Origin of the sequence: Pantoea sp. Cy-640, assembly GCF_011752635.1 — a bacterium.
GTDB classification, from domain to species: domain Bacteria; phylum Pseudomonadota; class Gammaproteobacteria; order Enterobacterales; family Enterobacteriaceae; genus Pantoea; species Pantoea dispersa.
This window is the reverse complement of sequence record NZ_VWXB01000004.1, coordinates 369814-390734: the sequence shown is the minus strand read 5'-3', so window position 1 is coordinate 390734 and position 20921 is coordinate 369814. Positions and strand designations below refer to the sequence as shown.

The following is a 20921-nucleotide window of genomic DNA, read 5'->3' as shown; positions in this document are numbered from 1 at the left end:
CTTTCCGCGATTGAAACACGCCCCCTTCCGCTTTTCCCCGCCCTTTCTTACCGTTGCGGCTCCACAACAAGGAGCCTCATTATGGATAAACAACGCGGTTTTACCCTGATCGAGCTGATGATTGTTATCGGTATCGTCGCCATCCTCAGCGCCATTGGCCTGCCCGCTTACCAAAATTATCTGCAACGTGCCGCGCTGACCGACATGCTGCAAACCATGGTGCCCTATAAGACTGCCGTGGAGCTGTGCGCCATTGAGCGCGGCGGACCGGCGCAGTGTCAGGCCGGCGAGCGCGGTATTCCCGCCGCCAAAGGCTCGCGCTATGTGGCGAACCTGAGCGTGGTGAATGGTGCCATTACGCTGACCGGCCAGGAGAGCCTGACGGGGTTAACCGTTGCAATGTTGCCGATATGGAATGCGGCGGAAGGCGCACTCAGCTGGCAACGCAGCTGCACCAGCGACAACGCCAGCCTGCGCGACAGCTGTCTTGAGCAGTTCCGCTTTGCCGACAAGGAAGAAAACAATGGATAAGCCGGATAGCGCCCTGCAGGCGCTGTGTGCCCGCTATCAGGCCGTGATACTGCACCATGACGCCACGCAATTGCGCGTGGCGGTCGCGGACGCGCCAGACCCGCTGTTGTTAGAGGCGCTGCAGTTTGCCAGCCAGTGCGCAGTCGAGGTTGAGTGCTGGCCCGCCGCACGGCTGGAGCAGCTGCTGCACCAGCCAGAAAGCAGTGCGGCACCGCGCGAACAGGCCAGCGCCGAGTCCGCCATTCACGCGGTGGATCAGATTCTGCGCCAGGCCATACAGCGACGCGCCTCCGATGTGCACTTTGAACCGCAGCGTCACGGGCTGCGCGTACGGCTGCGGATTGACGGCGTGCTGCATCCGCTGCCGCAGTTACCGGATGCCCCACCCGCCGCCGTGCTGGCACGGTTGAAAATTCTCGGCGGTCTGGATATCGCGGAGCGTCGGCTGCCGCAGGATGGCCAGTTCAGTCTGGAGATGGATGACAAACCGGCGGCGTTCCGCCTGTCGACCCTGCCGGTCAGCCAGGGGGAAAAAGCGGTGGTGCGCCTGCTGCAAAGCGAAAACAGCGCCATTGCGCTCGATAAGCTGGGCATGCCGGTACCACAGCTGCGTCTGCTGAAAAACGCGCTGGCCAAACCGCAGGGGCTGATTCTGGTCACCGGCCCAACCGGCAGCGGCAAAACCTTTACGCTGTACAGCAGCCTGAGCGCCCTCAACGTGCCGGAGAAAAACGTCTGCAGCGTGGAGGACCCGCTGGAAATTCCGCTACAGGGGATTAACCAGACGCAGGTACAGCCACGGAGCGGTCTCGACTTTAACCGCGTCCTGCGCGCGCTGCTGCGGCAGGATCCGGACGTCATTATGATCGGCGAAATCCGTGATGCTGAAACCGCCAGCATCGCCGTAAAAGCGGCGCAGACCGGACACCTGGTGCTCTCAACCTTGCACACCAACTCGACGGCCGAAACCCTGACCCGCTTACGGCAGATGGACATTCCCGGCTATCTGCTTGGCCCGGCGTTACAGCTGGTGGTGGCGCAGCGGCTGGTGCGCCGTTTGTGCGTGCACTGCCGTCAGCCGGGCCAGGCGATTGCCCATCTGCCCGGCGACATGTGGCCCGGCACGCTGCAAACCTGGCGTGCGCCCGGCTGCGATCACTGCTTCTCCGGTTACTACGGCCGCCTGGCGCTGTTTGAAATCCTGCCGATGAGCAGCAGGTTGCAGAACGCCATCTCGGCTGATATGCCGCTGGAGCACCTGCTGACGCTGGCCGCGGAGCAGGGAATGAAAACGCTGCTGACCGCCGGGCTGGAGGCGGTGAGCCGCGGCGACACCTCTTTCGAGGAGATGCAGCGCGTGGTGGGCCTTGGCAATGGCTAATCGCTACCAGTTTCACTGGCAGGCACTGGACAGCATGGGCCTGCTGCAGGAGGGCGAGTCGCTGCAGCCCACGCAGGATGCCCTGCTCGGCCAGCTGGGCGATCGCGGCATGCTGGTGGTGAGCTGGCAGCGCGGGAAATGCTGGCGCGTACGCGACTGGAAGTGGCAGCAGAAAATTGACCTGATGCGCCAGCTGGCGACGTTGCTGAAAGCCGGGCTGCCGCTGGCGGAGAGTCTGACATTGCTGGCCAGCGGCCATCCTCATGCAGGCTGGCGCGTGCTGCTGAGCCTTCTGCAACAGCGGGTCATGGCCGGAGAGCCGTTTTCTCAGGCGCTGCGTGCCTGGCCGGATATCTTCCCGCCGCTGTTTCCGGCACTGATGCAGGTGGGTGAGTTGACCGGGCAACTGGACGAGTGCTGCCGCCAGCTGGCACTACAGCAGAGCAGGCAACAGTTTCTGCGCCAGAAGGTAGTGAAAGCGTTGCGCTATCCGCTGTTTATCCTGCTGGTGGCGCTGGCGGTCAGCGCCGGGATGCTGCTGTTTGTACTGCCGGAATTTGTTGCGGTGTACGCCAGTTTTGACGCACCGCTGCCAGCCTTTACCGCTGGCGTGATGGCGCTGTCGGCGCTGTTGCAGCAGGCGGCGCTGCCGCTGCTGTTGTGCGGTGTGGCGTCCGGGTGGCTGGCGCGTCTGGCCTACCGGCGCTCCGTCCCGTGGCAAAAGCGCAGCCAGCAGTGGCTGCTGCGGCTTCCGCTGCTGGCCCCGTTGTGGCGCGGCGGTCAGCTGAGCCAGATATACGCGATTCTGCAACTGACGCAGCAGGCCGGGCTGACGCTGCTGCAAAGCCTGCAGGCGGTGGAAGTGACGCTGGCCGCGCGACTGTGGCGCGATGCCATCGTGGCGTTACAGCAGCACATTGCCGCTGGCGCACCGCTGCATCAGGCGCTACAGGGACATCCGCTGTTTACACCGCTGTGCGCTCAGTTGATCCGCGTTGGTGAAGAGGCCGGTGCGCTGGATGTGATGCTGGCGCGACTGGCGGAGTGGCACGAAGCGCAAACGCTGACGCGCGCAGACAGCCTCGCCGCTTCGCTGGAGCCATTAATGATGGTGGTGATTGGCGGCATTGTCGGCATGCTGGTGATTGCCATGTATCTGCCGGTATTTGGTCTGGGAGACGCCATACGTTAAACGGGCGCACGCGGCGCCCGTTACGGCACATCAGCGGTTAAAGACGCGGTTTTCCTGTTCTGCTACACGAATAAAGGTGGTGCGCTTGGTCAGCTCTTTCAGGCGCTCTGCGCCGACGTAAGTACAGGCCGAACGCAGTCCGCCGAGGATATCTTTCACCGTCTCCGCGACCGGTCCACGCAGCGGCAGACGAACGGTTTTACCTTCTGCGGCGCGGTAGCCCGCCACACCGCCCACATGACGTTTCATCGCGGATTCGGAGCTCATGCCGTAGAACAGCATAAACTGCTCGCCCTGCTCTTCAACAAGAGTGCCTTCGCACTCATCGTGTGCCGCCAGCATGCCGCCGAGCATCACGAAATCGGCCCCGCCGCCAAACGCCTTGGCGATATCGCCCGGCACGGCGCAACCGCCGTCACTGACAATCTGCCCACCGAGGCCGTGCGCCGCATCAGCACACTCAATCACCGCGGAGAGTTGCGGGTAGCCAACGCCGGTTTTGACGCGCGTGGTGCAGACCGAACCCGGACCGATTCCCACCTTCACAATGTCGGCACCGGACAGAATCAGCTCTTCGACCATTTCACCGGTCACCACATTCCCTGCACAAATGGTTTTCCCCGGGAAGCTTTCCCGCGCGCGCTGCAGGAAGGCAACAAAGTGCTCGGAGTAGCCGTTTGCCACATCAATACAGATAAAATTGAGCTGGGGTGACAGTGCGAGGATCGCGCTTAACTTTGTGAAATCTGCTTCTGAGGTGCCGGTGGAGACCATCACGTGGCTGAGCACCGTGGCCGGTACACGCTGGATAAAGGTCTGCCACGCTTCAACACTGTAGTGCTTGTGAACGGCAGTCAGCACGTTAAAGCCAGCCAGCGCTTCGGCCATGGTAAAGGTGCCGACGGTATCCATGTTGGCGGCAATCACCGGAACGCCGGACCAGGCGAGGCCTGAATGTTTGAAGGTGAACGTGCGTTCCAGCTCAACCTCAGAACGGCTTTTCAGCGTGGAGCGTTTCGGGCGGATCAATACATCTTTAAAGCCCAGTTTTACATCTTCTTCGATACGCATAGCAGAGTGTCCTGGTTAGTGACGACGAACCGCAGTTCGGGTAGCGCTCACGGCTCCAGTGTCGTTATCATACGCGCCATTCGTTCCGCGACAAGACTGCGAATTTCACTTTATTTAAGCTACAATCCGTTAAATTTAGCTGAGAAAACCGATTGTGATCGGGCTCTCATCACGCTGCGGCAGATGAGAAAATGTTGAGAGAACGCTATGCCTTTTACCGTTGCACTGACCGGCGGCATTGGTAGTGGTAAAAGCACCATTGCTAACGCTTTTGCCGCGCTGAACGTCGACATCATTGATGCCGATGTGATTGCCCGCGAGGTGGTTGAACCGGGCACACCTGCGCTCAATGCGATTGTGAAACGCCACGGAGAATCGATTCTGACCGCAGAAGGCACGCTTTATCGCGCGCGTTTGCGGGAAATTATTTTCCAGCAGCCGCAAGAGAAAAACTGGCTCAATCAACTGCTGCATCCGCTGATTAACGCCCGTACCCAGCAGCTGAAGGCGCAGGCAGCTTCGCCTTACGTCATGTGGGTAGTGCCGCTGCTGGTAGAAAATGGTCTGCAGCATCAGGCTGACCGGGTATTAGTCGTGGATGTCGATGAGGCCACGCAGCTGCAGCGCACCCGCCAGCGTGATGGTATCTCTCTCAGCCAGGCGCAACGGATTCTTGCCGCGCAGGCCAGCCGTCAGCAGCGTTTAGCCTGCGCGGATGACATCATTGATAACAGCGGCACGCCGGAACAGGCTTTGCCGCGCGTTGCTGAACTTCACCAGCGCTATTTACGCCTGGCAGCAACCGGACGGGATTAATATCATGAGCACAGTGGTTCTGTTTGAACACCCATTGAATGAGAAAATGCGCACCTGGCTGCGCGTGGAGTTTTTGATCAACCAGCTGCACGAAACGCTGCCGGTTAACAGCTCGGTTGCCGCACTGGGTGTATTTCGTATTATTGGCGACCTGCTGGATATCTTCGAACGCGGCGATATGCGCACCGAGCTGTTAAAAGAGCTGGAGCGTCAGCAGCAAAAACTGCGTGCCTGGCTGGATGTGCCGGGTGTCGATGAACACACCGTCAGCCAGCTGCGCGAACAACTAAAGCAACAGTCCAGCGAGCTGATGGCCGCGCCGCGCATGGGTCAGCAGCTGCGCGAAGACCGGCTGATTGCCTCCGTACGTCAGCGCCTGAGCATTCCCGGCGGCTGCTGCAGTTTTGATCTGCCGGGTTTACACATCTGGCTGCACCAGCCACAGGCGCTGCGCGATACCCTGGTGAATAGCTGGCTGGCCTCGCTCGATCCGCTGCGCAACAGCCTGACGATGATCCTCAACCTGATTCGTCAGTCGGGCGTGTTTCGCCATCAGACCAGCCTCAACGGCTTTTATCAGGATAACGCCGAAGGGGCCGACCTGCTGCGCCTGCAGCTGACGCTGGAAGATGCGCTCTATCCGCAGGTCTCTGGTCATAAAAGCCGCTATGCCATCCGCTTTTTACCGCTCGATAGCGAACGCGGCGAAGTGCCGGCGCGACTGAATTTTGAATTAGCCTGTTGTTAGAGGATGTTATGCAGGAAGAGATGATTACCGTACCTTGCCCCAACTGCGGTAAAGCCGTGATGTGGGATGAACTCAGCCCGTGGCGCCCGTTTTGCAGCAAACGCTGTCAGTTGATCGACCTGGGCGAGTGGGCCGCTGAGGAGAAACGCATTCCCAGCAGCGGTGACATGACGGAGAGTGACGACTGGAGTGAAGAGCAGTCGTGATCGGCAGGGGCTCGCGGCCCCTGAGTTTAAATCTCGCCCGCCACTAAGCGGGCAATCAGGGCGTGGTTGGCCGGTGGAAATTCATCGGCCAGCAAATCACGCTGCTCGACCCAACGCTGCGGCTGACCTTCGCGTCCCCACGGCTCACCCTGCCAGCCCTCCACCAGGAAGAAATGCAGCGTAACACGCAGGTCATCGTAACTGTGGTCGGCCTGACCAATCGCTTTCGCCGCCGTCACTTCAATACCGGTTTCTTCCATCAGCTCACGTTTTAACGCCTGTTCTGCGCTTTCGTGCTGTTCAATTTTTCCGCCCGGGAACTCCCATTTGTTGGCCATGTGCGAGCTTGCTGCACGCTGGGCAAGAAAGATCTGACGACTGGCATTGCGAATGATGCCCACCGCAACCTGCAGGTGTTTCATAAGCTGGATTCCGCTTGTAGTGAGTGAGCGCTGATTTTAAAGCAGACGCCGGACGATGTTAACTGCTGTCGGCTTCACCGCGATCCTGTCGCACAGATTCCAGTTATTAAGACAGGTCGTAATGATCGCACGGCGCCATGTTGGGAATACTCGCAGCCACTTTACTCTAGCCAGGCCGACTACACATGGAACGCAAACTAACAACGTTTCTGGCGCAAGACGCACAGAAACAGATGAATACCTTACGCCATTTGGTTTTCCACGACATCCTGACGCTCGACAGTGCGCAAAACACCTTAACCTGGTGGCCAGAACAGAAGACCATCCCGCTTAATGAAGCGCAGAAGCGCTTCTTCTCCTGCCTGCTGCTGCGCATCACCTCAAAACGGCAGATCATTGCCACGGTATGGAATGAGAGCTATCCGGGGATCAGCGACAACAACTATCACCAGCTGCTGTTTCAGAGCCGGGCGTTGCTGAAACGCTATGGTTTGCCGGATGGGCTGCTGGTCACGCTGCCCTACCATGGCGTGCGGCTGAATGAGGAGAAGCTGATGGCGATTACCCGCTAATCAGCCAAAGAAAAAGGAGCCCGCGGGCTCCTTTTTGTTATCAGGCCAGACGACCGTGACACTGTTTGTATTTTTTACCTGAGCCGCATGGGCACGGATCGTTACGTCCCACTTTCCGCTCACCGCCCTGTGCCGCCAGCGCAGCGGCCGCTGCGGTGTCGTCATCGACGTGACTGAGCTGCTGCTGCTGTGCCAGACGCTCTGCTTCTTCACGACGCTGCTGCTCCATCGCTTCCACTTCTTCCGGCATCCGCACCTGCACTTTGCTCAGGGTGCTGATCACTTCGTACTTCAGCGACTCCAGCATCGCGGCAAACATGGCGAAAGATTCACGTTTGTACTCCTGCTTCGGATCCTTCTGCGCATAGCCACGCAAATGGATACCCTGACGCAGATAGTCCATCGCCGCCAGATGCTCTTTCCACAGCGAGTCGAGCGTTTGCAGCATCACGCCTTTTTCGAAGTTGCGCATCATTTCTGCGCCGACCACTTCTTCTTTCGCCGCATAGTTTTCGCTGGCGCGGCTCATGATGCGCTCACGCAGCGTCTCTTCATGCAGATCCGGCTCTTTATCCAGCCACTCGGCAATCGGCAGATCCAGGTCGAAATCATTGCGCAGACGCTCTTCCAGCCCCGGGACGTCCCACATCTCTTCCAGCGACTGCGGCGGAATGTAAGTGTCGATAGTGGCTTTGAACACATCTTCGCGGATGCTGTTGATGGTGTCCGACACGTCAGAGACATCCAGCAGTTCGTTACGCTGGCTGTAAATGGCGCGGCGCTGATCGTTAGCCACGTCATCGTATTCCAGCAGCTGTTTACGGATATCGAAGTTGCGGCTTTCCACTTTGCGCTGCGCATTAGCAATCGCTTTGGTTACCCATGGATGCTCAATTGCTTCACCCGGCTTCATACCCAGCTTACGCATCATGTTGGACACACGATCGGAGGCAAAGATACGCATCAGCGCATCTTCCATCGACAGATAGAAGCGCGAAGAACCGGCGTCACCCTGACGGCCCGCACGGCCGCGCAGCTGGTTATCGATACGGCGTGATTCGTGGCGTTCGGTACCAATAATGTGCAAACCACCTGCCGCCAGCACCGCATCATGGCGCAGTTTCCACGCAGCCTTGATAGCTTCAATCTGCTCTTCCGTTGGATTTTCCAGCGCCGCCACTTCCGCCTGCCAGCTACCGCCGAGCATGATGTCCGTACCACGACCGGCCATGTTGGTCGCGATGGTTACCGCGGCTGGCTGACCTGCCTGCGCCACGATATCCGCTTCGCTGGCGTGGAACTTGGCGTTCAGTACGCTGTGCTTGATACCCGCGCGCGTCAGCTCCTGAGATACCACTTCCGATTTTTCAATCGAGATGGTGCCCACCAGTACCGGCTGACCGTTAGCCGTACAGGTGCGAATATCTTCGATAATGGCGTCGATCTTCTCTTTCTCGGTCATGTAGACCAGATCGGCCATATCTTTACGCACCATCGGACGGTTGGTCGGCACCACGATGGTATCGAGCTTGTAGATGGAGCTGAATTCAAACGCTTCAGTATCAGCGGTACCGGTCATACCGGCCAGTTTCTCGTAGATACGGAAGTAGTTCTGGAAGGTGATGGAAGCCAGCGTCTGGTTTTCATTCTGGATCTCCACGCCCTCTTTGGCTTCGACCGCCTGATGCAGGCCATCAGACCAGCGACGTCCCTGCATGGTACGACCGGTGTGTTCATCAACGATGATCACCTCGCCGTCCTTCACGATGTAGTCAACGTCGCGGGTGAACAGTGCATGGGCGCGCAGTGCTGCCGTCACGTGGTGCATCAGCATGATGTTGGTCGGCGAGTAGAGTGATTCGCCCTCATCCATAATGCCCTGGCTGACCAGCAGCTCTTCCACTTTCACCAGACCGCGTTCGGTCATGTGCGCCTGACGGGCTTTTTCATCTACCCAGAAGTCACCTTCGCCCTGGAAGTTATCCGAGTCTTCTTTTTCCTGGCGCACCAGGTGTGGAATGATTTTGTTGACCTTGATGTAGAGATCGGAGCTGTCTTCGGCCGGACCCGAGATAATCAGCGGCGTACGCGCTTCATCAATCAGGATCGAGTCCACCTCATCCACCAGCGCATAGTGCAGTTTACGCTGTACCCGCTCTTCCGGACTGAAGGCCATGTTATCGCGCAGATAATCGAAGCCGTATTCGTTGTTGGTGCCGTAGGTGATATCGGCCGCATAGGCAGCGCGCTTGGCCACCGCCGGCATGCCTGGCAGGTTGATACCGACCGTCAGACCAAGGAACTCAAACAGCGGACGGTTGTTTTCGGCGTCACGCTGCGCCAGATAGTCGTTGACGGTCACAACGTGCACGCCCTTGCCGCTCAGCGCGTTCAGGTAGGCTGGCAGCGTCGCAGTCAGGGTTTTACCCTCACCGGTGCGCATCTCCGCGATGCAGCGTTCGTTGAGCACCATGCCGCCGATCAGCTGCACGTCAAAGTGGCGCATGCCAAACACGCGCTTACTGGCTTCACGCACGGTGGCGAAGGCTTCAGGAATCAGGCTCTCCAGCGTTTCACCTTTTTTCAGGCGCTCGCGGAATTGATCGGTTTTCGCTTTCAGTTCGTCGTCAGACAGTTTGACGAACTCCGGCTCCATCTTGTTGATGACATCGACCACTTTGCGCATGCGGCGCAGAGTACGATCATTGCTGCTACCAAAAACTTTCGTTAACAATTTGATTAACATAATAAATTTATCTCAATTCAGCCGTGACAATACGGGCTGCAAAGGCAAAAAAAAGAAAAAGGAAAATAACGTTAGCTTTGAGCAATGAAAGGTCCGGCGCGGATGCCATGAATAGCAGCCTGCCAGTCAGCAGAAGAGTGAACGCTGGGCGAAACATGGTGCGCTCGCGACGGCGGTGCCATCGTGGCTAAAGGTTGCGCGGGTGAAGTCAGCAGCGCCTGCAGCGAGTCAATCAGCGCCAGCTTTTGCGCCGCCAGCGGCAATGCATGTTCCGCTTCCGCTGTTGCGGGCGGCGTCATGCTAAATGAGAGATGGCGAATAACGGTGCGGATGGCGTGCTGATGCCAGTAGTCAACGTTGAAACTGGGGCGACGCGCGCTTTCCTGCAGGCGAATCAGGTGATCAAACCGCACCACCTTGCCGGTAAACAGGCTGCTGACCGGCGAATCGCTGCTGGTGGGCTCTGCGCTTTGTGCACAGGCAGGCAGGCCGAGACTGGCCGCCACCATTCCCAACAGGAGATGAGGCCAGAAATAGCGTCTGCCGAGTTGTCGCCAGCGTGAGAAAATCCCGATCACCTTTCGTCCATCATGCCAGTCATTAAGCGCTAAGCCAGAGTTGCGTTACGCACCCTGCTTACATGAGCGCCAGATAATAGCACTTATGTGGGGCTTCGACATCAGGGATTAAAGGGCTTACGGCGGATTTCACGTTTTTTTGCGCAGGGTTTGATCACTGACAACAGGGTTTTGCGAGCGGGATTACAGCCTCAGCGGCGGGCAATAAAAAACGGCGGGTTCCACTGACCGGAGAGGGTGTCAGGGAAGCCCGCCGTTTGATGGCTGACTTATTAAGCCAGCACTAAATTTGGCGCTTTGAAGGCCAGTGGCAGTTCAGCTTCGTCTTCGAAGGTCGCCCATTCCCAGGCTTCCTGCTTCGCCAGTACCGCCTGCAACAGTTTGTTGTTCAGCGCATGGCCGGACTTGAACGCAGAGAATGCGCCAATCACGTTATGACCACACATGAACAGGTCGCCGATGGCGTCCAGCATTTTGTGACGCACGAACTCATCTTCAAAGCGCAGGCCATCTTCATTCAATACGCGGAAGTCATCGAGGCCAATCGCACAATCTAAACTACCGCCCAGGCACAGGCCTTTAGACTGCAGATATTCGATTTCACGCATAAAGCCGAAGGTGCGCGCGCGGCTAATCTGACGCACAAAGGATTCAGCCGAGAAATTGAGCTGGTAACGCTGCGAGCTTGAGTCGATCGCCGGATGTTTGAAGTCGATGGTGAAGTCGAGTGAAAAACCGTTGTACGGTTTAATCTCGGCCCACTTATCGCCATCTTCTACCCGTACCGTTTGCTTCACGCGCACGAATTTCTTCGCACTGTTCAGCTCTTCGACACCGGCATCCATCAGCAAATAAACAAAAGGCGCGGCACTGCCATCCATGATCGGAATTTCTGGCGCATCGACTTCAACAATAATGTTGTCGATACCCAGACCTGCCAATGCAGCATTCAGGTGTTCAACCGTCGAAATACGCACGCCTTCATCATTCACCAGGCAGGTACTCAGCATGGTGTCGCGCACGTATTTTGCATCAGCCGGGAAATCAACCGGTGGATTCAAGTCAGTGCGACGATAGATGACCCCGGTATTAGCCGACGCAGGGCGTAAAGTCAGCGTGACTTTTTTGCCGGTATGCAAACCGACGCCAGTCGCCTGAACAATACGTTTTAATGTCCTTTGTTTGATCATCGCATTATCTCGCAATATTACCCATCCGACCGCCAGTATAAATTACCGGCGGGCGAATACTTTAGCACAAAGAGCGGAGAATCCCAATTCTCAGGATATTCTTAGTCTGCCTGTTTACGCAGGAAGGCTGGAATATCAAGATAGTCAGGCTCTTTGCTGGATGACGCTGGCTGGTCATTCACCACTTTCGCGGCCGGTTTCTGCTCCTGCGGCAGCGGCGCCATGCCGTGCTGCTGGTAGCGATGATCCATGACCGGCTGAGTCGCAGGCTTGTTAGTCACCAGGGTGATTTCCGGACGTTTGTCCATGCCGATACCGGTCGCCACCACGGTGACGCGCAGCTCGTCGTTCATCTCTGGATCCAGCGAGGTACCGATAACCACGGTCGCGTTGTCCGAGGCGAAGGCGCGGATGGTGTTACCCACGGTTTCGAACTCATCCAGGCGCAGGTCGAAGCCCGCCGTGATGTTGACCAGCACGCCACGCGCACCCGACAGATCGATATCTTCCAGCAGCGGGCTGGAGATCGCCATTTCGGCCGCTTCTTCAGCACGGTCTTCACCACAGGCAACGCCAGAACCCATCATCGCGTAACCCATTTCTGACATCACGGTACGCACGTCGGCGAAGTCAACGTTCATCAGGCCCGGACGGGTAATCAGTTCTGCGATACCCTGCACCGCACCTTTCAGCACGTCGTTAGCCGCACCGAAGGCATCCAGCAGAGAGATACCACGGCCCAGCACTTTCAGCAGCTTGTCGTTAGGAATGGTGATCAGTGAATCAACATGCTTAGACAGCTCTGCGATACCCTGCTCAGCAAACGCCATGCGTTTTTTCCCTTCGAAGTTGAAGGGCTTCGTCACCACCGCAACCGTCAGGATACCTAAATCTTTGGCTACTTCAGCCACCACAGGAGCTGCACCGGTACCGGTACCGCCACCCATGCCCGCGGCGATAAACACCATGTCTGCCCCTTCCAGCGCAGAACGCAGTGCTTCGCGATCCTCTTCCGCCGAGGTACGGCCGACTTCCGGGTTAGCACCCGCACCGAGACCTTTGGTGATATTGGTCCCGATCTGAATCGTCTGGCCGACCGCCGTTTTACGCAACGCCTGTGCGTCGGTATTCACAGCGAAGAATTCCACACCTTCGATACGCTCGCGTACCATGTGCTCTACGGCGTTGCCACCGCCACCGCCGACGCCGATGACTTTAATCACCGCGTCATTGGTTAATTCCATAGGTTCAAACATGATTTCTCTCCGTTATGTGCCTGTCGCCTGGAGATCATAAACATTGCCTGATGATCTCCTTTTTCAAAAAATTAAAACTCTTTCTTCAGCCAGCTGTTGATGCGTTTAAACCAGTTGCCCACTGAAGCACGTTTTTCCGTTTCTGCATCACCGTTCATGTGTGACTCTTTGCCGTAATGCAGCAGGCCAACCGCCGTCGAGTAGTACGGCTCCTGTGCATAATCCGTCAGGCCGGTGATGTTAAGCGGCTGACCGATGCGCACCTGGGTGTGGAACACCCGCTGTGCACAGGCCGCCAGACCTTCAATCTGCGCCGCACCGCCGGTCAGCACAATACCGGCTGCCAGATGGTGCTTCACGCCCTGCTGGCGCAGTTGCTCCTGCAGTTGCAGAATCTCGTCGTTCACCAGATTCAGCAGTTCGGTGTAACGCGGCTCAATCACTTCTGCCAGCGTCTGGCGCTGCAGGCTGCGCGGTGGACGTCCACCCACGCTCGGCACCTCGACGTTTTCGTCTTTGCCGACAATCGAACCCAGCGCACAACCATGACGCACTTTAATCGCTTCGGCGTCGGTTGGCGGTGTGCCAAAGGCATAGGCGATATCGCTGGTCACCACGTTCCCGGCATAGGGAATCACTTTGGTATGACGCAGCGCGCCGCCGGTGTACACCGCGATATCCATTGTACCGCCACCGATGTCAACAACACAGACTCCCAGCTCACGTTCATCTTCGGTCAGCACCGAAAAACTGGATGCCAGTCCGGCAAAAATCAGTTGGTCAACTTTCAGGCCACAACGTTCAACGGCTTTCACGATATTTTTTGCCATATCGTTGTGGCAGGTGATGAGATGCACCTTGGCCTGCATACGCACGCCGGAAAGGCCAACCGGATTTTTGATGCCTTCCTGATAATCGATGGCGTATTCCTGTGGAATCACATGCAGAATACGATGTTCGTCGCGCACGCGAACGGATTTCGCCGTGTGCACCACGTTTTCCACATCATCCTGAGTGACTTCCTCTTCGGAAATCGGAACCATCCCGATTTCGTTCTGACAACTAATATGTTTGCCCGATAAAGCAAGGTATACCGACGAAATCTGGCAGTCTGCCATCAATTCCGCCTGGTCGATGGCGCGCTGAACGCACTTCACCACCGACTCCAGATCGTTCACGCCGCCTTTGTCCATACCGCGGGACGGGCAGCTGCCGACGCCAATAATGTTGACCATACCATCGGGCAGAATTTCCCCAACCAGGGCGGCGACCTTCGCAGTGCCGATTTCAAGTCCTACTACCAGTTTTCTGTCCGTTGCCTTGATCATTGTGGTTTAGCCTGTGCCTGGTTTTGTTGCTGATTACTGTCCTGTGGCTCAATCGGTGCCGGTGCCCAGCCTACTGCGGCGCCGGAGTCATAGCGTAGATCAACATAGCTGATGCGCTGGTTCTGACTCTGGCCCTGCTGCTGCAACTCCGGATAGAGCTCAATAAAACGGTTCAGACGCTTCATGGTATCGCTGCGCCCCAGTTCGATGCGCACATCGTCGCTGGTCACCAGCTGCCACGAGCGCCGCGCCGTCATCGACGCGACCTTCAGGGTAAACTTACTGGCCCGCAGCACATCACTCATGGTGTGATAGCCGGCCAATACCTCTTTCTCACTGCCTTCCGGACCATACAGCATCGGCAACGTCTCTTTGCCGATGTGGCTGGCCGGGACGCTGAAGGAGACGCCATCGGCGTCCACCATGTGCGAGTCATTCCAGCGTGCCACCGGGACAAACTCCACCAGGTTTATCTTCAGCTCATCAGGCCACTGCTTGCGCACGCTAACCTGTTTAATCCACGGTAACCGCTCGATCTGCTGCTGGATAATATCCACGTTCTGCGACATGAACGTTCCCGGCGCGCCGAGCGATAAAATCGCCTGACGAATATCATCGTGCGTGGTGTAGTGGGTTTCGCCCGTCACTACCAGCTTCGACAGCGGCAGACGCGACGCATCATTCATCCACTTCAGCACCACGAGGCCGCCAGCCACCATGATGCCCATCACCAGCAGCAGGAACACGATGCCAAACAGCCGTGCTCCGTTGCTCCGTCCGGAGCGCGCACGCTCCTGAGGTTCGCGATTTCTAACGCGCAGTGCCGCCTGAGACATATCAGTCAGCCAGCTCCAGAATGCGCGCCACCAGTTGCGGGAAGCTGTATCCCGCCTGCTTTGCCGCCATCGGCACCAGGCTGTGGCTGGTCATGCCAGGCGAGGTGTTCACTTCCAGCAGCTGGAAATTGCCGTCACCGTCGACCATCACATCAACCCGTCCCCAGCCGCTGCAGCCTAACGCGCGCCACGCGGCCAGCACTAATGTCTGCAGTTCCGCCTCTTTCTCCGCACTCAGGCCGCTCGGGCAGAAGTATTGAGTATCGTCAGAAATGTATTTTGCTTCATAGTCATAGAACTCGCTGGCGGTCTGAATTCTGATTGACGGCAGAATTTCGTCGCCGACGATGCCCACGGTGTATTCGGCACCGCTGAGAAAAGCTTCCACCAGCACGTCATCATCATGGCGAAACGCCTCCTGCAGCGCGGCTGGCAGCGCTTCCGCCTGGTTCACGCGGCTGATGCCAACGCTGGAACCTTCACAGCTTGGCTTCACAAACAGCGGCAGTCCGAGCGCGGCGATCGACACCTGCGCTGCAGCATCCAGCCCCTGCTCATACTGCTGGCGCGTCAGCCAGACAAATTTGCCCGCCGGCAATCCCCTGCCCTGCCACAGCAGTTTGCTGCGCAGTTTATCCATGGTGATAGCCGACGCCATAACGCCGCTGCCGGTGTAGGGCAGTTGCAGAAACTCCAGCAGCGCCTGCAGCGTGCCATCTTCGCCACCGCGACCGTGCAGCGCGATAAACGCTTTGGCAAAGCCCTGCTGCGGGAGGTCCAGCACTGAGACGTCACGGGTGTCGACACCGTGCGCATCAATGCCCATCTCGCGCAGTCCTGCCAGCACCGCGCTGCCGGACATCAGTGACACCTCGCGCTCGGCGGAGGTACCGCCCATCAATACCGCGACTTTCTCAGCCATGGCGCGCCTCCGTGTTCAGAGCCGGCTGCAGCTGAATCTCAGCCAGCTTGCGGGCAATTTTGCCGATGTTGCCGGCGCCCTGCACAATCACCAGATCGTCGCCGGACAGCAGCGGTGCCAGCGCATCCGGCAGCGCTTCGTGCTCGGAGACCAGAATCGGATCGACCTTGCCGCGATTGCGGATGGCACGGCACAGTGAACGACTGTCCGCGCCCGGAATAGCGGCTTCGCCCGCCGGGTAGACATCCAGCATCAGTAACACATCCACCTGTGACAGCACATTGGCGAAATCATCGAACAGATCGCGGGTGCGCGTGTAGCGATGCGGCTGAAACACCATCACCAGCTTTTTCTCTGGCCAGCCGGCGCGCGCCGCTTTAATGGTGACATCCACTTCGGTCGGATGATGGCCATAATCGTCGACCAGCATCGCGCTGCCTGGCTTACCGTTAACGGCAGCGGTGTCAAACTCGCCCAGCACGTCGAAACGGCGACCGGTGCCCTGGAAACTCTCCAGCGCCGCCAGAATGGCGTTGTCGTCAATACCCTCTTCGCTGGCAACCGCCACGGCTGCCGCGGCGTTCAGCGCGTTATGGCGACCCGGCGCATTCAGCGTCACGTGCAGCACCGGTTTGTCCTGACGAATCAGGGTGAAGTGGCCCTGCGCGCCGCGCTGTTCGTAGTTTTCGACCCGCACATCCGCATCGTCGCTGAAACCATAGGTGGTGACCTGACGGCCCACGCGCGGAATCAGATCGCGAATCACCACATCGTCCACGCACATCACCGCGCGCCCGTAAAACGGCAGGTTGTGCAGGAAGTTAATAAACGTCTGCTTCAGGTTCTCAAAATCGCCCTGATAGGTATCCATGTGATCCGCTTCGATGTTAGTGACAATCGCCACCATCGGTTGCAGATGCAGGAAAGACGCGTCGCTTTCGTCCGCTTCCGCAATCAGATAACGGCTGCTGCCGAGGCGCGCGTGCGTACCCGCCGCTTTAACCAGACCGCCATTGACGAACGTCGGATCGAGACCGCCTTCCGCATAAATACTGGTCACCATCGCGGTGGTGGTGGTTTTGCCGTGCGTGCCGGCAATCGCGATGCCGTGACGGAAACGCATCAGCTCAGCCAGCATCTCCGCCCGGCGGATCACCGGGATACGCTGCTCACGCGCCGCCACCAGCTCCGGGTTGTCCTGCGCCACGGCGGTGGAAACCACGACGACGCTGGCGTCGGTAACATTTTCCGGGCGATGGTTGAAGTAAATGGTCGCGCCCAGCGAGGCCAGATGCTGCGTAACCGGATTGGGCGCCAGATCGGAGCCGCTAATGTGATAGCCTTCGTTCGCCAACACCTCGGCAATACCGCCCATGCCGGCACCGCCGATGCCGACAAAGTGGATGTGCCGGACGCGACGCATCTCGGGCACAATAGAACGCAGTTTTGCCAATTGTTGTGTATTCATCTGTCTCTGTTACCTGTTTTCCCGTTTGCACCTGCATTCAGATGCGGGCCAGTCAAACTGACCGGTTAACTTACTTCGCGACGCGCGCAACCTCTTGTGCCACCCGTTCGGTCGCATCAGGAATCGCCACCTGGCGGGCTTTTTCCGCCATCGCCAGCAGCGTGGCGCGATCCCAGTGGCGCAGCGTGTCTGCGACGGCCGCAGCAGTAAACTGCGGCTGCTCGAAAATTTTGGCCGCGCCGGCTTTTTCCAGCGGCAGCGCATTCCAGTACTGCTGACGATCTTTGTGCTGGAACGGCACGAAAATCGCCGGTAAACCTGCCGCCGCCACTTCACTGACGGTCAGCGCGCCGGAGCGGCACACCACCACATCGGCCCACGCATAGGCTTGCGCCATGTCATCGATGAACTCGGTGACCTTATGCTGCGGCTGGCCAGCGGCCTGATACGCCTGCTGCACGGTCTCCCGTGCGCCTTTGCCGGTCTGATGCCACAGTGTGATGGCGTCACCCAGTTCGGCGGCGACCTGCGGCACGATCTGATTGAGGATGCGCGCGCCCTGACTGCCGCCAATCACCAGCGCACGGATCGGCCCGCTGCGGTGTGCCAGACGCTGCGCCGGCAGCGGCAGCGCCAGCACATCATTACGCACCGGGTTGCCCACCACCTCGGCAGTGGAGAACGCGCCCGGAAAGGCCTGCATCACTGTAGTGGCGATCTTCGCCAGCCACTTATTGGTCAGCCCGGCAATACCGTTCTGCTCGTGCAGCACCACCGGGATGCCGCAACTCCATGCCGCAAGGCCGCCCGGCCCGGAAACATATCCGCCCATGCCCAGCACCACATCCGGCTGCCAGTTTTTCATGATGCGGCGCGCCTGGCGCCACGCATTGAAAATGCGCACCGGTGCCAGCAGCAGGGCCTTTACGCCTTTACCGCGCAGTCCGCTGATGCGAATGAAGTCGATATCGATGCCATGCTTTGGCACCAGATCGGCTTCCATCCGGTCTGCGGTTCCCAGCCAGCGCACCTGCCAGCCTTGTTCGATCAGATGATGCGCCACGGCCAGTCCGGGGAACACATGTCCGCCGGTACCCCCTGCCATGACCATCAGCCGTTTACCACTCATCGGGCACCTCGGGTAAACGCCTGGGCTTTTGCCAGACGCGTTTCATAATCTATGCGCAATAAAAACACGATGGCGGTCGACATAATGATCAGACTCGATCCACCGTAACTGATCAGCGGCAGCGTCAGGCCCTTGGTCGGCAGCATACCCGCCGCCGCACCAACGTTAACCAGCGCCTGGAAGCTAAACCACACGCCAATGGAACAGGCGAGAAAGCCGGAAAAACGCTGGTCGATCTCCAGCGCGCGACGGCCAATCGACATTGCGCGAAAAGCGACGAAGAATACCATCAACAGCGCCAAAACCACACCGACATAACCCAACTCTTCACCGATAATTGAGAAGATAAAGTCGGTGTGCGCTTCCGGCAGATACTCCAGTTTCTGCACCGAGTTGCCCAGGCCCTGCCCCCAGAACTCACCGCGGCCAAACGCCATCAGCGACTGAGTCAGCTGGTAGCCGCTGCCGAACGGATCTTCCCACGGGTTCCAGAAGGAGGTCACGCGGCGCATACGGTAAGGTTCCGCGATAATCAGCAGCACCACGGCGAAAATGCCGGAGCCGATAATCGCCAGGAACTGCCACAGTTTGGCGCCCGCCAGGAACAGCATCGCCAGCGTGGTAACAAACAGCACCACCACGGTGCCGAGGTCTGGCTGGGCCAGCAGCAGCACCGCCAGCACCACCATCACGCCCATCGGCTTACAGAAGCCCCAGAAGTTGTTCCGCACCTCTTCCACTTTGCGCACCAGATAACTGGCGAGATAGCAGAACAGCGACAGCTTGGATAACTCCGCCGGCTGAATACGCAGCGGCCCGAGCGCGATCCAGCGCGATGCGCCGTTAACCGAGCTACCGACCACCAGCACAATCAGTAGCATCGCCACCGAGGCCATCAGCATCGCGTTGCTGTAGCGCTGCCAGAAATCCATCGGTACGCGCAGCGTCACTAATGCCATACCCAGCGCCAGTGCGATATAAAAGGCATCACGCTTGGCAAAGTAGAACGGATCGTCGTTAAGACGCTGTCCAACCGGCATCGACGCCGAGGTGACCATGACAAAACCGATAATCGCCAGGCCAAACGTCAGCCACAGCAGCGTGCGGTCATACAGCACCACCGGCGCGTCGTCGTTGTCGCGCGCGCCCATCACCCAATCACGCAGGCGCAGCGAAATAAAACTGGCGATACTGGCTCCGGGAATACGCATCAGCTCAGCTCCTTCGCCAGTTGCGCGAAGCGATCGCCACGCTGTTCAAAATTACGGAACTGGTCGAGGCTGGCGCACGCCGGTGACAGCAGCACCAGGTCGCCCGCCAGCACCTGAGCGGCAATCTGCGTCATCGCCTGTTCGAGCGTGTCGGTGCGCGTCGCCACTGCCGGACGCAGCGCGGCCAGCGCATCGCCGTCGCGGCCAAAGCAGAACAGCCGCACGTTGTCGCCCTGCAGATAGCGCGCCAGCGGCGTAAAGTCCGCCCCTTTGCCATCGCCACCCAGCAGCAGCCACAGCGTACCTTTCACCTGCAGGCCGTTAAGCGCGGCTTCGGTGCTGCCCACGTTGGTGGCTTTCGAATCATTAATCCAGCGCACGCCATGCGCTTCGTGCACCAGCTGGAAGCGATGCGGCAGGCCGCTGTAGGTGGTTAACGCTTTCAGGCTGGAGGCGCGCGGGATATTCACCGCATCGGCCAGCGCCAGCGCGGCCAGCGCATTGGTGTAATTGTGCTGCCCGACCAGCTTCATCTCGTCGGTATTAAGGACTTTCTCGCCCTTCACCCGCAGCCAGGTACTGCCCTGCTGCTGGTTGAGGTGATAATCGCCCACGTCGATGCCAAAGCTGACGCAGCGGCGATCGGCGCCGCGCACCGGCATGGTCATGCCATCGTCGGCATTCACCACGCAGATATCCGCGTTTTCATAGATGCGTAATTTAGCGGCGCGGTACTGCTGCATGCCGAGCGGATAGCGATCCATATGATCCTCAGTGACGTTGAGGATGGTTGCCGCCGCCGCTTTCAGGCTGTAGGTGGTTTCCAGCTGGAAGCTGGAGAGCTCCAGCACATACAGCTGCGCCGGCGATTTGAGCAGCGTCAGCGCCGGCAGCCCAATGTTGCCGCCTACGCCCACCTGCCAGCCCGCGGCGCGCGCCATTTCGCCCACCAGCGTGGTGACGGTACTTTTGCCATTGGAACCGGTGATCGCCACAATCGGCGCCTGCGCTTCACGGCAGAACAGCTCGATATCGCCGACAATTTCAATGCCGGCGTCGGCCGCTTCGCTCAGCGCCGGGTGCGCCAGCGCGATGCCGGGGCTGGCGATGATCAGATCGCATGCCAGCAGCCAGTCGCTGTTGATACCGCCAACGTGGCGCTCCACCTGCTCTGGCAGTTTGTCCAGCCCCGGCGGTGACACACGGGTATCCATCACGCGGGGCGTCACACCCTGCGCGAGGAAGAAATCAACACAGGAGAGGCCGGTAATGCCTAATCCAATGATGACGACTTTTCTGCCCCGATAGTCAGCCATGA

General features: G+C 58.7%; 20 protein-coding genes. 7 read left to right on the top strand and 13 right to left on the bottom strand.

The genetic code is table 11. The features are described 5' to 3' along the window. The first annotated feature begins 81 nt into the window (after nt 1-81). From ppdD to hofC, 3 genes are read left to right on the top strand one after another with little or no spacing between them, the layout of a single operon-like run. Complete coding sequence (ppdD, locus tag F3J36_RS13285) at nt 82-531, top strand: prepilin peptidase-dependent pilin (protein WP_021507545.1); 450 nt, start codon at nt 82-84, stop codon at nt 529-531. After that, nucleotides 524-1912 (top strand): type II secretion system protein GspE, encoded by a 1389-nt coding sequence (gene gspE, locus F3J36_RS13280; RefSeq protein ID WP_166719851.1) that lies wholly within the window; start codon nt 524-526, stop codon nt 1910-1912. Before ppdD ends, gspE begins: the two co-directional genes overlap by 8 nt. Next, complete coding sequence (gene hofC, locus F3J36_RS13275; protein WP_166719850.1) at nt 1905-3104, top strand: protein transport protein HofC; 1200 nt, start codon at nt 1905-1907, stop codon at nt 3102-3104. The genes gspE and hofC overlap by 8 nt, the downstream gene beginning before the upstream one ends. Nucleotides 3105-3134: 30 nt before the next feature. Here hofC and F3J36_RS13270 read toward each other — a convergent pair whose 3' ends face one another. Next, entirely contained in the window at nt 3135-4175 is a 1041-nt protein-coding gene (locus F3J36_RS13270; RefSeq protein ID WP_021507548.1) for a GMP reductase, read from the bottom strand. 207 nt (nt 4176-4382) lie between these two features. On the opposite strand from F3J36_RS13270, the gene coaE reads away from it, so the two are divergent. Genes coaE through yacG form a run of 3 tightly spaced genes read left to right on the top strand, consistent with a single transcriptional unit; the run spans nt 4383 to nt 5945 of the window. After that, the gene (coaE, locus tag F3J36_RS13265) at nt 4383-4991 is read left to right on the top strand and encodes a dephospho-CoA kinase (RefSeq protein ID WP_088516649.1); all 609 of its coding nucleotides are present in this window, start codon (nt 4383-4385) and stop codon (nt 4989-4991) included. Nucleotides 4992-4995: 4 nt separating this feature from the next. Beyond that, complete coding sequence (zapD, locus tag F3J36_RS13260) at nt 4996-5739, top strand: cell division protein ZapD (RefSeq protein WP_132466698.1); 744 nt, start codon at nt 4996-4998, stop codon at nt 5737-5739. An 8-nt stretch (nt 5740-5747) separates the two neighbouring features. Further along, nucleotides 5748-5945, top strand: a complete 198-nt coding sequence (yacG, locus tag F3J36_RS13255; RefSeq protein WP_021507551.1) for a DNA gyrase inhibitor YacG — start codon at nt 5748-5750, stop codon at nt 5943-5945. A gap of 26 nt (nt 5946-5971) precedes the next feature. On the opposite strand, the gene mutT is transcribed toward yacG, so the two are convergent. After that, complete coding sequence (mutT, locus tag F3J36_RS13250; RefSeq protein ID WP_058774821.1) at nt 5972-6367, bottom strand: 8-oxo-dGTP diphosphatase MutT; 396 nt, start codon at nt 6365-6367, stop codon at nt 5972-5974. Between the two features lie 185 nt (nt 6368-6552). Between mutT and F3J36_RS13245 the strand changes: the two genes are divergently transcribed. Next, entirely contained in the window at nt 6553-6939 is a 387-nt protein-coding gene (locus F3J36_RS13245) for a transcriptional regulator (protein WP_021507552.1), read from the top strand. 40 nt (nt 6940-6979) lie between these two features. Here F3J36_RS13245 and secA read toward each other — a convergent pair whose 3' ends face one another. The 11 genes from secA to murD form a co-directional block, all read right to left on the bottom strand. Beyond that, nucleotides 6980-9685, bottom strand: a complete 2706-nt coding sequence (gene secA, locus F3J36_RS13240) for a preprotein translocase subunit SecA (protein ID WP_059010287.1) — start codon at nt 9683-9685, stop codon at nt 6980-6982. A 71-nt stretch (nt 9686-9756) separates the two neighbouring features. Further along, entirely contained in the window at nt 9757-10263 is a 507-nt protein-coding gene (gene secM, locus F3J36_RS13235) for a secA translation cis-regulator SecM (RefSeq protein WP_166719849.1), read from the bottom strand. A 272-nt stretch (nt 10264-10535) separates the two neighbouring features. Further along, a complete protein-coding gene (gene lpxC, locus F3J36_RS13230; protein WP_031279703.1) occupies nt 10536-11453 on the bottom strand; it encodes a UDP-3-O-acyl-N-acetylglucosamine deacetylase in 918 nt (305 codons plus the stop codon). Nucleotides 11454-11554: 101 nt separating this feature from the next. Further along, nucleotides 11555-12709: a cell division protein FtsZ gene (gene ftsZ / locus F3J36_RS13225; RefSeq protein WP_021507556.1), complete on the bottom strand. Its 1155-nt coding sequence runs from the start codon at nt 12707-12709 to the stop codon at nt 11555-11557. Nucleotides 12710-12780: 71 nt separating this feature from the next. Then, the gene (gene ftsA / locus F3J36_RS13220; RefSeq protein WP_013507861.1) at nt 12781-14037 is read right to left on the bottom strand and encodes a cell division protein FtsA; all 1257 of its coding nucleotides are present in this window, start codon (nt 14035-14037) and stop codon (nt 12781-12783) included. Further along, entirely contained in the window at nt 14034-14873 is an 840-nt protein-coding gene (gene ftsQ / locus F3J36_RS13215) for a cell division protein FtsQ (protein ID WP_058780440.1), read from the bottom strand. The genes ftsA and ftsQ overlap by 4 nt, the downstream gene beginning before the upstream one ends. Before the next feature lies 1 nt (nt 14874). Continuing rightward, on the bottom strand, nt 14875-15795 hold the full coding sequence (locus tag F3J36_RS13210) for a D-alanine--D-alanine ligase (RefSeq protein ID WP_166719848.1): 921 nt from the start codon (nt 15793-15795) through the stop codon (nt 14875-14877). Beyond that, complete coding sequence (gene murC, locus F3J36_RS13205) at nt 15788-17263, bottom strand: UDP-N-acetylmuramate--L-alanine ligase (RefSeq protein ID WP_031279704.1); 1476 nt, start codon at nt 17261-17263, stop codon at nt 15788-15790. The genes F3J36_RS13210 and murC overlap by 8 nt, the downstream gene beginning before the upstream one ends. A 70-nt stretch (nt 17264-17333) precedes the next feature. Beyond that, nucleotides 17334-18392, bottom strand: coding sequence for an undecaprenyldiphospho-muramoylpentapeptide beta-N-acetylglucosaminyltransferase (murG, locus tag F3J36_RS13200; protein WP_166719847.1), 1059 nt, complete (start codon nt 18390-18392; stop codon nt 17334-17336). Beyond that, nucleotides 18389-19603, bottom strand: coding sequence for a cell division protein FtsW (ftsW, locus tag F3J36_RS13195; protein WP_021507561.1), 1215 nt, complete (start codon nt 19601-19603; stop codon nt 18389-18391). Before ftsW ends, murG begins: the two co-directional genes overlap by 4 nt. Then, nucleotides 19603-20919 (bottom strand): UDP-N-acetylmuramoyl-L-alanine--D-glutamate ligase, encoded by a 1317-nt coding sequence (gene murD / locus F3J36_RS13190; RefSeq protein WP_166719846.1) that lies wholly within the window; start codon nt 20917-20919, stop codon nt 19603-19605. Before murD ends, ftsW begins: the two co-directional genes overlap by 1 nt. Nucleotides 20920-20921 lie beyond the last annotated feature (2 nt).

Excerpts from the sequence above, each read along its gene's own strand:
- ppdD (WP_021507545.1), top strand. The coding sequence starts at position 82 with ATGGATAAACAACGCGGTTTTACCCTGATCGAGCTGATGATTGTTATC.
- gspE (WP_166719851.1), top strand. The coding sequence starts at position 524 with ATGGATAAGCCGGATAGCGCCCTGCAGGCGCTGTGTGCCCGCTATCAG.
- hofC (WP_166719850.1), top strand. The coding sequence starts at position 1,905 with ATGGCTAATCGCTACCAGTTTCACTGGCAGGCACTGGACAGCATGGGC.
- F3J36_RS13270 (WP_021507548.1), bottom strand. The coding sequence starts at position 4,175 with ATGCGTATCGAAGAAGATGTAAAACTGGGCTTTAAAGATGTATTGATC.
- coaE (WP_088516649.1), top strand. The coding sequence starts at position 4,383 with ATGCCTTTTACCGTTGCACTGACCGGCGGCATTGGTAGTGGTAAAAGC.
- zapD (WP_132466698.1), top strand. The coding sequence starts at position 4,996 with ATGAGCACAGTGGTTCTGTTTGAACACCCATTGAATGAGAAAATGCGC.
- yacG (WP_021507551.1), top strand. The coding sequence starts at position 5,748 with ATGCAGGAAGAGATGATTACCGTACCTTGCCCCAACTGCGGTAAAGCC.
- mutT (WP_058774821.1), bottom strand. The coding sequence starts at position 6,367 with ATGAAACACCTGCAGGTTGCGGTGGGCATCATTCGCAATGCCAGTCGT.
- F3J36_RS13245 (WP_021507552.1), top strand. The coding sequence starts at position 6,553 with ATGGAACGCAAACTAACAACGTTTCTGGCGCAAGACGCACAGAAACAG.
- secA (WP_059010287.1), bottom strand. The coding sequence starts at position 9,685 with ATGTTAATCAAATTGTTAACGAAAGTTTTTGGTAGCAGCAATGATCGT.
- lpxC (WP_031279703.1), bottom strand. The coding sequence starts at position 11,453 with ATGATCAAACAAAGGACATTAAAACGTATTGTTCAGGCGACTGGCGTC.
- ftsZ (WP_021507556.1), bottom strand. The coding sequence starts at position 12,709 with ATGTTTGAACCTATGGAATTAACCAATGACGCGGTGATTAAAGTCATC.
- ftsA (WP_013507861.1), bottom strand. The coding sequence starts at position 14,037 with ATGATCAAGGCAACGGACAGAAAACTGGTAGTAGGACTTGAAATCGGC.
- ftsQ (WP_058780440.1), bottom strand. The coding sequence starts at position 14,873 with ATGTCTCAGGCGGCACTGCGCGTTAGAAATCGCGAACCTCAGGAGCGT.
- F3J36_RS13210 (WP_166719848.1), bottom strand. The coding sequence starts at position 15,795 with ATGGCTGAGAAAGTCGCGGTATTGATGGGCGGTACCTCCGCCGAGCGC.
- murC (WP_031279704.1), bottom strand. The coding sequence starts at position 17,263 with ATGAATACACAACAATTGGCAAAACTGCGTTCTATTGTGCCCGAGATG.
- murG (WP_166719847.1), bottom strand. The coding sequence starts at position 18,392 with ATGAGTGGTAAACGGCTGATGGTCATGGCAGGGGGTACCGGCGGACAT.
- ftsW (WP_021507561.1), bottom strand. The coding sequence starts at position 19,603 with ATGCGTATTCCCGGAGCCAGTATCGCCAGTTTTATTTCGCTGCGCCTG.
- murD (WP_166719846.1), bottom strand. The coding sequence starts at position 20,919 with ATGGCTGACTATCGGGGCAGAAAAGTCGTCATCATTGGATTAGGCATT.